At 58.4% G+C, this 12,167-nt stretch carries 8 protein-coding genes; 2 read left to right on the forward strand and 6 right to left on the reverse strand.

Going from position 1 to position 12,167, the window contains the following annotated elements:
- Window positions 1-2: 2 nt before the first annotated feature.
- From ACA061_RS03960 to ACA061_RS03985, 6 genes are all read right to left on the reverse strand, one after another.
- Window positions 3-1,013, reverse strand: coding sequence for an ABC transporter permease subunit (locus ACA061_RS03960; protein WP_042557626.1), 1,011 nt, complete (start codon window positions 1,011-1,013; stop codon window positions 3-5).
- A gap of 73 nt (window positions 1,014-1,086) precedes the next feature.
- Window positions 1,087-2,682, reverse strand: coding sequence for an ABC transporter substrate-binding protein (locus ACA061_RS03965; RefSeq protein WP_150604439.1), 1,596 nt, complete (start codon window positions 2,680-2,682; stop codon window positions 1,087-1,089).
- A 77-nt stretch (window positions 2,683-2,759) separates the two neighbouring features.
- Entirely contained in the window at window positions 2,760-4,136 is a 1,377-nt protein-coding gene (locus tag ACA061_RS03970) for an OprD family porin (RefSeq protein ID WP_150617116.1), read from the reverse strand.
- Window positions 4,137-4,311: 175 nt separating this feature from the next.
- Window positions 4,312-5,910 carry an ABC transporter substrate-binding protein gene (locus tag ACA061_RS03975; RefSeq protein ID WP_150604437.1) on the reverse strand — a complete coding sequence of 533 codons (1,599 nt, stop codon included), beginning with the start codon at window positions 5,908-5,910 and terminating at the stop codon, window positions 4,312-4,314.
- 300 nt (window positions 5,911-6,210) lie between these two features.
- Entirely contained in the window at window positions 6,211-7,836 is a 1,626-nt protein-coding gene (locus ACA061_RS03980; RefSeq protein ID WP_150617117.1) for an ABC transporter substrate-binding protein, read from the reverse strand.
- Window positions 7,837-9,297: 1,461 nt separating this feature from the next.
- Entirely contained in the window at window positions 9,298-10,014 is a 717-nt protein-coding gene (locus tag ACA061_RS03985) for an SIMPL domain-containing protein (protein ID WP_150604435.1), read from the reverse strand.
- A 311-nt stretch (window positions 10,015-10,325) separates the two neighbouring features.
- On the opposite strand from ACA061_RS03985, the gene ACA061_RS03990 reads away from it, so the two are divergent.
- The gene (locus tag ACA061_RS03990; protein WP_150604434.1) at window positions 10,326-11,588 is read left to right on the forward strand and encodes an ATP-binding protein; all 1,263 of its coding nucleotides are present in this window, start codon (window positions 10,326-10,328) and stop codon (window positions 11,586-11,588) included.
- Window positions 11,581-12,141 (forward strand): response regulator transcription factor, encoded by a 561-nt coding sequence (locus tag ACA061_RS03995; RefSeq protein ID WP_042557635.1) that lies wholly within the window; start codon window positions 11,581-11,583, stop codon window positions 12,139-12,141. Before ACA061_RS03990 ends, ACA061_RS03995 begins: the two co-directional genes overlap by 8 nt.
- Window positions 12,142-12,167 lie beyond the last annotated feature (26 nt).

The following is a 12,167-nucleotide window of genomic DNA, read 5'->3' on the forward strand; positions in this document are numbered from 1 at the left end:
TCTCAGCGCTGATGACGGATGCGTGGGTTGGCAAAGCCGTAGAGGATATCCACTACGAAGTTGACCAGAATCACCAGGCAGGCGATTAACAGGATGCCGTTTTGCACGACCGGATAGTCCCGGGCGCCGATGGCTTCAATCAGCCATTTGCCAATGCCGGGCCAGGAGAAAATGGTTTCGGTCAGGACAGCACCGGCCAGCAAAGTACCGACTTGCAGACCCACAACCGTCAGCACCGGAATCAGCGCGTTACGCAGACCGTGAACGAACACTACGCGCGATGGCGACAGGCCTTTGGCCTTGGCGGTACGGATGTAGTCTTCGCGCAGGACTTCGAGCATCGACGAGCGGGTCATCCGCGCGATAACGGCCAGCGGGATGGTGCCGAGCACGATGGCCGGCAGGATCAGGTGATGCAGGGCATCGAGGAACGCGCCCATGTCATCGGCCAGCAGCGTATCGATCAGCATGAAACCGGTGCGTGGCTCGATGTCGTAGAGCAGGTCGATCCGCCCGGATACCGGCGTCCAGCCCAGGCTCACCGAGAAGAACATGATCAGGATCAGGCCCCACCAGAAGATCGGCATCGAATAACCCGCGAGGGAGATGCCCATCACCCCATGGTCGAATAATGATCCTCGCTTGAGTGCCGCGATCACCCCGGCCAGAAGGCCCAGAATGCCGGCGAACAGCAGGGCGGCCATGGACAGTTCCAGGGTCGCCGGGAAAAGAGAGGTGAACTCGGTCCATACGCTCTCACGAGTACGCAGGGATTCGCCGAGATCGCCTTGGGCCAGTTTGCCGATGTAGTCCAGATACTGGGCATACAACGGTTTGTTCAGACCTAGGCGTTCCATTGCCTGAGCGTGCATTTCGGGGTCGACCCGACGTTCGCCCATCATCACTTCCACGGGGTCGCCAGGAATCATGCGAATCAACGCGAAAGTCAGCAGGGTGATGCCGAAAAACGTGGGGATCAACAACCCCAGTCGGCGGGCAATAAAACTAAACATCTTGTGTGGTACCTCATCAGCCGGTTAGGCGTGCCCGGCTTCCCTGGGATCAGGGAGGCCGGGAGTTTCTTATCTACTTCACCTGGGTGGTGGCGAAGTTATTAGTTGTCAGGGGGCTGATGTGATAGCCCTCTACGTTGTTGCGCATTGCAGTAAACATACGGGTGTGGGCCATGCTGATCCATGGTTGATCCTGGTTAAAGATCACCTGGGCTTGTTCATACAGCTTGGCGCGTTCGGCCGGATCTACTTTAGCCCGTGCTTCGTCGATCAGCGCCTGGAATTTCTCGTTGCACCAGCGCGCGTAGTTTTCGCCGTTCTTGGCGGCTTCGCAACTGAGCATAGGCGTCAGGAAGTTATCCGGGTCGCCGTTGTCACCCGCCCATCCGGCCGAGACCATGTCGTGCTCGCCGGCCTTGGCGCGTTTAAGCATTTCGCCCCATTCCATGACGCGGATGTCGATCTTGATCCCGACTTTCGCCAGGTCAGCCTGCATCATCTGTGCGCCGAGCATAGGGTTCGGGTTGGTCGGACCGCCGCCGTTGCGGGTAAACAGGGTAAACACGGTGCCTTCCGGAACCCCGGCTTCCTTGAGCAGGGCGCGAGCCTTGTCGAGGTCACGTGGCGGGTTCTTCAGCTCGGTGTTGTAGCCGAGCAGGGTATCCGGGTACGGGTTGACCGCGACGGTCGCGTTGCCCTTGCCGAACAGCGCATTGACGTAAGCGGCTTTGTCGAAGGCGATGTCGATCGCCTTACGCACGCGCACGTCGCTCATGTATTTGTGCTGGGTGTTCATGGCGATGTAGGAAACGGTCATCGCGTTCAGCTCATCAACCTTCAGATTGCTGTCTTTCTTGATGCTCGGGATGTCATCCGGTTTCGGATACAGCGCGATCTGGCACTCGTTGGCCTTGAGCTTTTGCAGGCGCACGTTGTTGTCGGTGGCGATTGCCAGAATCAACGCGTCGGCTGGTGGCTTGCCACGGAAGTACTCGGCGTTGGCCTTGAAGCGCACCTGCGCATCCTTGGCGTAGCGCTGGAAGACGAACGGGCCGGTGCCGACAGGCTTGTTGTTGAGATCGCCGGTCTTGTTGGCCTTGAGCAACTGATCGGCGTACTCGGCGGAGTAGATCGCGGTGAACGGCATGGCCACATCGGCAAGGAACGGTGCTTCGCGGCGGGTCAGGGTGAACTTGACGGTGTTGTCGTCAACCTTTTCCACGTTCTTGAGCAGTTCCTTGAAGCCCATGCTTTCAAAGTACGGGAAGCCCACGCTCGACAGTTTGTGCCACGGGTGATTCGGGTCCAGCTGACGCTGGAAGCTCCAAAGCACATCGTCGGCATTCATGTCGCGGGTCGGCTTGAAGTATTCGGTGGTGTGAAACTTGACGCCTTTGCGCAGGTGGAACGTGTACGTCAGACCGTCATCGCTGATTTCCCAGGAGTCGGCCAGCGCAGGGACCACTTCGGTGGTGCCAGGCTTGAAGTCGACCAGACGGTTGAAGATCGTTTCGGCCACCGCATCGGCAGTGACTGCAGTTGTGTACTGGACCATGTCGAAGCCTTCCGGACTGGCTTCGGTGCAGACCACCAAGGGTTTGGCCGAGACGCCGATGGCGGCGCTCAACAACGCGGCAGCGACGGCCGCACGTAGGGGAAGCATTTTCATCGATAACCCTCTGCAATCGGTTGAAGACAAAAAACCGAACGGCCGACTCATCATGAGTCAGCCGTCGGTTGGCGTTTTTACAGGATGTTGAATGGAACTGTGGTCACGAGACGGAATTCGTTGATGCTGCCGTCGGACTGGTTTTCACTGGCGCGGTGGGTGGTGTAGGTCGCGCGAATAGTGGTGGCCTTGAGCGGGCCGCTTTGCACGGCGTACGAGGAGCCGATGCCGTATTCGTAATGGTGTTCGCCGTCCATTTTGTTCACGTCGTAAGCGGTACCGACGTAGTGAGTACCGTCGATGCCCCAGCCGCGAGCGCTATAGGCGTTGAACTTCAGGCCAGGAATACCGTACTCGGCCATGTTGATGCCGTAGGCAATCTGGAAGGACTTCTCGTTCGGTCCGTTGAAGTCCGACAGCAGGGAGTTGGCCAGGTAGATGCCGTTGGTTTCGTGCAGGTAGTCGAAGTACTCGTTACCGTTCACTTCCTGATACGAGAAGGTCAGGCTGTGCGCCTGGTGAGTCAGACCGAACGACAGCGAGTAGGTGTCGTTGTCGATCTGGCCCATCAACCTTTTGCCTTCGTCGACGGTCTTGTAGTAGTTCAGGCCGGTGGTCAGGCTCAGTACCGAGCTGTCGCCCAGTTCGTGAGTGGCGCCGAAGTAGTACTGGTTCCAGAAGTCTTCAGCCTGGGTTGCGTAGAGGCTGGTTTTCAGGCTCTTGAGCGGCTGATAGTTCACGCCGGCAGTGTTGACGTGGTCGGTTTCAACACCGGTGTTGCTGTATTCGGTACGGAATTTCGACAGGCTCTGCTCGGTACGTGGCGACACGCGGTCGAACGTGGCGAGGTCGAACGACAGATTGTCGAATTCTTCACTGTGGATCGCCACACCTTCGAAGCTCGAAGGCAGCGGACGGTTGCCGATGACATCGACGATCGGGCTGCTGAAGTTCATGCGGCCGGCGGTCAGGGTAGTGTTGGAGATACGCGCCTTGACGTTGGCCAGGCCGAGTTTGCTCCACTGATCGACTGCGTCGCCGTTGGAGTGGGCGAGGGTACGGTTGGAACCGCCCTTGATGTCCTCGCGGCTGCGATCCAGTGCGATGGCGTTGTAAGCCGCCACTTCGGTACTGATACCCACGGTGCCTTGGGTGAAGCCCGAGGTGTAGTTCAGGATGGTGCCCTGAACCCAGTTGATCCGGCGCGAACCGGTCAGGGTTTCGCCGTGGCGCTCGTAATTGAAGGTGCCGCCGCGCTGCTTGTCTTCGTTGGCGTACCAGTTACGGGTCGAACCCGACAGGCTTTGGCCATCGATGAAGCCTTTGGCTTCGGATTGGGCGCTGGTGCTGGCCAGTTGCGTTGGAACGAATGCCTGGCTGACGCTTTCAGCATGGGCTCCGGCGGTGATGCTGCTTATGGCCAGGGCCAGTATCGCGGTGCTGCTCAGTTTCATGGGTGAAGCTCCTTTACTTTCTTTTTATGCCGGCTTTTTTGGGTTGGCCGGTTATTGGTTTAGAACTCATTCACACATCGCAAACGTTTGCAAAAAGCCATATTGGCGAATTTAGGCAAAGCGCTTGCGTGAGGGGGTAGACAGTCCCCCTCAGCGTTGCGGCTAATCGGTTGGGTTAATCGATACTGACACCCGAGAACACGTTGCGGCCGAAAGGGCTCACCTTGAACCCTTCAACCCGAGTGCTTAACGGCTGGTTGACCGTCGAGTGGGCGACAGGCGTGATCGGCACTTGCTGTTTAAGCAACTGCTGAGCCTGTTTATAGAGCGCGGTGCGCTGGTCGCGATCGGTGACGACCTTGGCCTCTTTGATCAGCTTGTCGTAAGCCGGATCGCACCACATGGAGTAGTTGTTGCCGCCGATGGCATCGCAGCTGTATAGCGTGCCGAGCCAGTTGTCCGGGTCACCGTTGTCACCGGTCCAGCCGATCAGGCTGATGTCATGCTCACCGTTCTTGGTGCGCTTGATGTACTCGCCCCATTCATAGCTGACGATTTTCACTTTCAGACCGATCTTGGCCCAGTCGGCCTGAAGCATTTCGGCCATCAGCTTGGCGTTGGGGTTGTACGGTCGCTGTACCGGCATCGCCCACAGGGTGATCTCGGTGCCTTCTTTCACGCCGGCAGCCTTGAGCAGCTCTTTGGCTTTTTCCGGGTTGTAGGCGGCGTCTTTGATGCTGTCGTCGTAGGACCACTGCGTCGGTGGCATGGCGTTGACGGCCAGTTGGCCGGCGCCTTGATAAACAGCGTTGAGAATCCCTTGTTTATTCACCGCCATGTCCAGCGCCTGACGCACTTCGAGCTGGTCGAACGGTTTGTGGCGCACGTTATAGGCGATGTAGCCGAGGTTGAAACCGGGCTTGGAGATCAGTTGCAGCTTCGGGTCGGCCTTCAGTGCTTCAACATCGGCAGGACGCGGATGCAGAGTGATCTGGCATTCGCCGGCCTTGAGTTTTTGCACGCGCACCGAAGCGTCGGTGTTGATCGCGAAGATCAGGTTTTTCAGTTTTACCCGGCTCGGGTCCCAGTAGTGGGGGTTGCCGGTGTAACGGATGTTGGAGTCTTTTTGATAGCTCTTGAACACGAACGGCCCGGTACCGATCGGCTTCTGGTTGATGTCGCTCGGTTTGCCTTCGGCCATGAGCTTGTCGGCGTATTCGGCGGACAGGATGGCAGCAAAACTCATGGCAATGTTCTGGATGAACGCGGCGTCGACGCTGTTGAGCGTGAACTCAACGGTCAGCGGCCCGGTCTTCTCGACCTTGGCAATGTTCTTGTTCAGGCTCATCCCGTTGAAATACGGGAACTCGGTCGGATAAACCTTACGGAATGGCTGTTGCGCATCCAGCATGCGATTAAAAGTAAACAGCACGTCGTCGGCGTTGAAATCGCGTGTTGGCTTGAAGTAAGGCGTTGTATGAAATTTCACACCCTCACGTAGGTGAAAGGTGTACTTGAGGCCGTCCTCGGAAATATCCCACTGGGTGGCCAGGCCCGGTACGACATTGGTCGCGCCTTTTTCAAACTCCACCAAGCGGTTGTACAGCGGTTCGGCGGCATCGTTATCGGTGGCCGTCGTGTATTGCGCAGTATCAAAACCCGCCGGACTGCCTTCGGAGCAAAACACCAGACTGTTGCTGGCGGCGTGGCTTGCAGACGTGGCGGCCAACAGGCCGGCGCCCAGCAATGCGGAAAAAACCAAGGTATGGCGCATGACGCTCCCTCTTGTTTAGTGGTGTTTTGATGCGCCGCGATCCCGTCCAGGGAGGTTGTGGCTACATCAAGCTCAAACCAGTACGAACAGCAAAACCGTTAGCCCACGCAGTCACTGGTCAGAACCCGACGGTAGGAGCCGTGGGTCTGGCAGTAAATGCGTTGAGTCCTAAAGACTCGTAGGAAAAGGCAACACGACCTGTATCTCCCTGGTAAAGCAGGGAGGAAACAGCTGTAGGCAAATTCCTAACTAATCGGCAGAAAAAGCAGCGGCGACGCTGAAAACGTCGCCGCTGCTTTTTTACTTGCTGACGCTGACGCCGTAGAAGGAGTTCAAGCCGAACGGGCTGATCTTGAAGTCCTGCACGTTGGCGCGCATGGGTTGATACACCGTCGAGTGAGCGATAGGTGTCATTGGGACTGCATCTTTGAGGACGTGTTGCGCCTGTTTGTACAGTTCGGTGCGCTTGCCCTGGTCTGTCGTGCGCTTGGCTTCTTTGACGAGGCCATCGAATTTCTTGTCGCACCACTTGGAGAAGTTGTTGCCGCTGAGCGAGTCGCAACCAAACAACACGTTCAGCCAGTTGTCCGGATCACCATTGTCACCGCTCCAGCCAATGATCATGGCCTGGTTCTCGCCACCTTTGGAACGCTTGATGTACTCGCCCCATTCGTAGCTGGTGATCTTCACTTTCAAGCCGATCTTGGCCCAGTCGGACTGGAGCATTTCAGCCATCAGTTTGGCGTTCGGGTTGTACGGACGCTGAACCGGCATCGCCCACAGGACGATTTCGGTACCTTCCTTGACGCCGGCTTCCTTGAGCAGCTGCTTGGCTTTCTCAGGATCGTACTTGGCGTCCTTGATGGTGGTGTCGTAAGACCACTGGGTCGGCGGCATGGCGTTGACGGCCAGTTGGCCCGCACCCTGATAAACCGAATCGATGATCTGCGGCTTGTTGACGGCCATGTCCATGGCCTGACGAACGCGCAGGTCGGCCAGCGGGTTTTTCTCGTCGCTGCCTTTGACCTTGTCCATCACGTTGTAAGCGATGTAGCCCAGGTTGAAACCGGCCTGGTCAGGCATCTTCAGCGACTTGTCTTCTTTCAGCGCTTTCAGGTCAGCCGGACGTGGGAACAGGGTGACCTGGCACTCGTTCTTTTTCAGCTTCTGAATACGTACCGACGGGTCGGTGGTGATGGCGAAGATCAGGTTGTCGATCTTCACATCATCAGGCTTCCAGTAGTCCTTGTTCCCGGTGAAGCGGATGTTGGAGTCTTTCTGGTAGCTCTTGAACACGAACGGGCCGGTGCCGACCGGTTTCTGGTTGATGTCGGCAGGCTTGCCATCTTTAAGCAGTTGGGCTGCGTACTCGGCGGACTGCACCGAGGCGAAGCTCATGGCCATGTTCTGGATGAACGCGGCATCAACTTCTTTAAGGGTGAACTTGACGGTGTGGTCGTCGACTTTATCGATCTTGGTGATGTTGGTGTCCATCCCCATGTCGGTGAAGTACGGGAATTCGGTCGGGTACGCCTTACGGAACGGGTCATCCTTGTTAATCATGCGATTAAAGGTGAACAGCACGTCGTCGGCGTTGAACTCACGGGTCGGCTTGAAGTACGGAGTGGTGTGGAACTTGACGCCTTCACGCAGGTGGAAGGTGTAAGTCAGGCCGTCATCGGAAATGTCCCACTTGGTCGCCAGACCAGGAATCACGGCGGTGCCGCCGCGCTCGAACTGGGTCAGGCGGTTGAACATGGTTTCGGCAGAGGCGTCGAAGTCTGTTCCGGTGGTGTACTGGCCTGGATCAAAACCGGCCGGGCTCCCTTCGGAGCAGAACACCAGGTTAGTCGCAGCGGATGCGAAAGGTGCGGAGGCTAACAAGCCTGCGCCGACTAAAAACGGAATGACCGCGTGTTTAAGCATGTTGGCCTCATGATTTGTTGTCATTTTTTGATTTGAGGTACGACCTCGTGAGTCGTGCCTGCGGATACTTATGCAGGCGCCATACCCAATGCAAGATCCAGAGCGGTCGACGGCCTCAAACGGTGGCACGAACGTACCTTAATGTCGCATCCGTATAACTTTTGACGCATTTGACCGTTTGCGGATGGTTTTTACGGTGCAAATGAAGCCCCAATATGGTGCGTCGGTCACGTTTTGTGCGCTGGCTTGGGGCTGGGTGTTACTTATTTATACCGTTGGTTTTGTAGGATTTTTCTGAGATTTGTGTGGGGGGCTTGTGGGGGCTGGCGTTGGGCTTTTTTGTTGGGGTTTTACTGGGTGCAACTGGGGGTGGTTCTTTTGGTAGCGCCTTTTTGTTTTTGGGGTGTTTTTTTGGGGGGGGGATCCGTTGCTGCGGGTGTGGCTGCTTAGGGTTTCGCCCTGACGGCGAGTCACCTTTTCCAAACGCCGAAAAGGTAACCCAAAAGGCTTTACCCTGACGTCCGGCCCTCGCTGTGGCTCGGGTTCCTTCGTTCCGGGATTGATCCGGGCGCATCGCCTCCGGTTTGCTTCGCTGCACCTCCTCTCGATGTGTTTGGCTTCGCCAAACGGTCGCTGCGCTCCCACCCCCGGATCAATCCCTCCACTCAGCCTGCCGACGGGCGCTCGGGATCAAGAGCTGCACTCGAGCTAACGCTCATTGTGTTGAGTGGTGAGGAGCGAAGCGGGTTGGTGTGTTGCTTTGCTTTTTTGTAGGCCTTCGCCTTTTCGCGATGGCGGCCTGACAGCCGACCAGTTTTCTGGCTGGATGCACACGGTCCAATTGTGGGAGCTGGCTTGCCAGCGATGGCGGCCTGGCAGCCGACCAGTTTCTGGCTGCATGCACCCGGTCCAATTGTGGGAGCTAACTTGCCAGCGATGGCGGCCTGACAGCCGACCAGTTTTCTGGCTGCATGCACCCGGTCCAATTGTGGGAGCTGGCTTGCCAGCGATGGCGGCCTGACAGCCGACCAGTTTCTGGCTGCATGCACGCGGTCCAATTGTGGGAGCTGGCTTGCCAGCGATGGCGGCCTGACAGCCGACCAGTTTTCTGGCTGGATGCACACGGTCCAATTGTGGGAGCTGGCTTGCCAGCGATGGCGGCCTGGCAGGCGACCAGTTTCTGGCTGCATGCACCCGGTCCAATTGTGGGAGCTAACTTGCCAGCGATGGCGGCCTGACAGCCGACCAGTTTTCTGGCTGGATGCACACGGTCCAATTGTGGGCGCTGGCTTGCCAGCGATGGTGGCCTGGCAGCCGACCAGTTTCTGGCTGCATGCACGCGGTCCAACTGTGGGAGCCAGCCTGCTGGCGATGGCTGTGGATCTTTCACCACAAAATGCACGCACAAAAAAACCGGCGATCATTCACTGATCGCCGGTTTCTCATTCAACCCACATCACATCACTGCATCAGCACTTCAATAGAGCCATCAGCGGTCATGCTGACCTGGCTGGTACCCGCTTCAACTTCAGGAGTCACCGGTGCCGAATCCATGCCGGCCGCTTTCATCATCATCGGCGCGCGCATGTACGGTTGTGGATAACCGTTAGCGTTGAGGTTCAGGTTGACGATTTTGTAGCCCTTGCCGCCGAGTGCGTCGGTGGCCAATTGGGCGCGGGCCTTGAAGGCGGTGACGGCTTCTTTGAGCAGCGCGTCTTCGCTGGATTTGCGGGTCGGGTTGGCGATGGCGAAGTCCATGCCGCCCATTTTCAGATCGCCGAGCAGTTCGCCGGTGAGTTTGGACAGGGCGGCGAAGTCGGCGCTTTCCAGACGCAGTTCGGCGCGTTCACGCCAACCGGTGATTTTCTGGCCCTTGGTGTCGTAGATCGGGTAGCTGTTGCGGCTGCCCTGGCGCAGGGTGATGTCTTTGACTTGCTTGGCCTGGGCCAATGCCTTGTTCATGGTGGTGCTGACGTCGGCGGCGAGTTTGGCCGGGTCGGTGTTTTGCTCTTCGGTGTAGAGGGTCACGATCATCAGGTCGCGGGCGACTTCCTGGCTGACTTCGGCGCGCAGGGAAATCTGGTTGTAGTGCAGCTCATCGGCGGCCAGGGCTGGAAGGCTGGCGACGCTGCCGACGGTCAGGGCGAGGAGGGCGGCGCTGCGGCGAAATGTATGCATGAAAGCTCCTTGATGAGGGCGCAGGTTCGTGGGCCTGCGTGAAACCATCAGACTCTAGCTTTAATGATCCGGTTCGCCCAGTTACAACTTCGATACAGATGACTGGTGGCTGCTGCGCAGCCAATCGCCAGCAGGCTGGCTCCCACAGGGGAATGCATTTCAAAATGTGGGAGCCAGCCTGCTGGCGATGGAGTCCTTATAGTCTCCAACCACTTTTCTGCCATGTGGTCGTTTGCCGCACTTTCGCCTCTGGAGGCCGCGGCTTGGTTATACTCCGTGCGATCCGCCTGGAGCGCTCATCAGGAGAGCTCATGCTCGCCCCCGTACAACTGACTTCCGCCACTCGCCAGAACCTCTGGCGGCTGACTTTCATCCGCACGCTGGTGCTCGCCGCGCAGGCCGGTTCCGTAGGCCTGGCCTATTGGCTGGAGCTGTTGCCGTTGCCGTGGGTGCAACTGGCGATGACTCTTGGCTGCTCGATACTGCTTTGCGTGTTCACCGCCGTGCGTCTGCGTACTTCATGGCCGGTAACCGAGCTGGAATACGCCCTGCAACTGGCCTGTGATCTGGTTATCCACAGCGCACTGCTGTATTTCTCCGGCGGTTCGACCAACCCGTTCGTTTCTTATTATCTGGTACCGCTGACTATCGCTGCGGTCACGCTGCCATGGCGCTATTCGGTGATTCTGTCCGGCATCGCGCTGGCCTTGTACACCGTGATGCTGACGCGCTTCTATCCGCTGGAAACCCTGCCGGTTGCCCGCGAAAACCTGCAGATCTACGGCATGTGGCTGAGCTTTGCCCTCGCTGCGGCGGTGATCACTTTCTTCGCTGCGCGCATGGCTGAAGAGTTGCGTCGCCAGGAAGAGCTGCGTGCAATTCGCCGCGAAGAAGGCCTGCGCGATCAGCAACTGCTCGCCGTCGCCACGCAAGCCGCCGGCGCCGCTCATGAACTGGGCACGCCGCTGGCGACCATGAGCGTGTTGCTCAAGGAGATGCAGCAGGATCATCCCGATCCGCTGCTGCAGGACGATCTGAAGGTGCTGCAGGATCAGGTCAAGTTGTGCAAGGAAACCTTGCAGCAACTGGTGCGCGCCGCTGAGGCCAATCGTCGTTTGGCGGTGGAAATGCAGGACGTCACGGTATGGCTCGACGAAGCGCTGAACCGCTGGCACCTGATGCGTCCGGAAGCCAGTTATCGCTTCCACCGTCTCGGTCAGGGCACGGTGCCGCGCATGGCGCCGCCGCCGGATCTGACCCAGGCCCTGTTGAATCTGCTCAATAACGCCGCCGATGCCTGCCCGGAAAACCTCAAAGTGACGCTGGACTGGGACACGGAAGACCTGACCATCAGCATTCGCGATCACGGCGCCGGTGTGCCACTGGCCATCGCCGAGCAGATCGGCAAACCATTTTTTACCACGAAGGGCAAAGGTTTCGGCCTGGGCCTGTTTTTGAGCAAGGCCAGCGTGACACGCGCCGGCGGCTCAGTGAAACTCTATAGTCATGAGGAAGGCGGCACGCTCACCGAGCTGCGCCTGCCCCACGGCGCCCGAGGAGACCAACATGAGTGACGAAATCCAAGTCGAAGGCGAAGAACTGCCGCATTTGCTGCTGGTCGACGATGACGCGACCTTCACCCGAGTGATGGCCCGTGCCATGGCCCGCCGCGGTTTTCGCGTCAGCACCGCAGGTTCAGCCGAAGAAGGCATTACCATCGCGCAGGCCGATATACCGGACTACGCCGCGCTCGACCTGAAAATGGACGGCGATTCCGGTCTGGTGCTGCTGCCCAAGCTGCTGGAACTGGACCCGGAAATGCGCGTGGTGATCCTTACCGGTTATTCGAGCATTGCCACCGCTGTTGAAGCGATCAAGCGCGGCGCCTGCAACTACCTGTGCAAACCGGCCGATGCCGACGATGTCCTGGCCGCGCTGCTTTCCGAGCACGCCGACCTCGATAGCCTGGTGCCGGAAAACCCGATGTCGGTCGACCGCCTGCAGTGGGAACACATCCAGCGCGTGCTCACCGAACACGAAGGCAACATCTCCGCCACTGCCCGCGCCTTGGGCATGCACCGCCGCACCCTGCAGCGCAAACTGCAGAAGCGCCCGGTTCGTCGCTGAACCTGCGCTGAACGACCATCGCCAGC

Source organism: Pseudomonas sp. LBUM1668 (genome assembly GCF_059695715.1).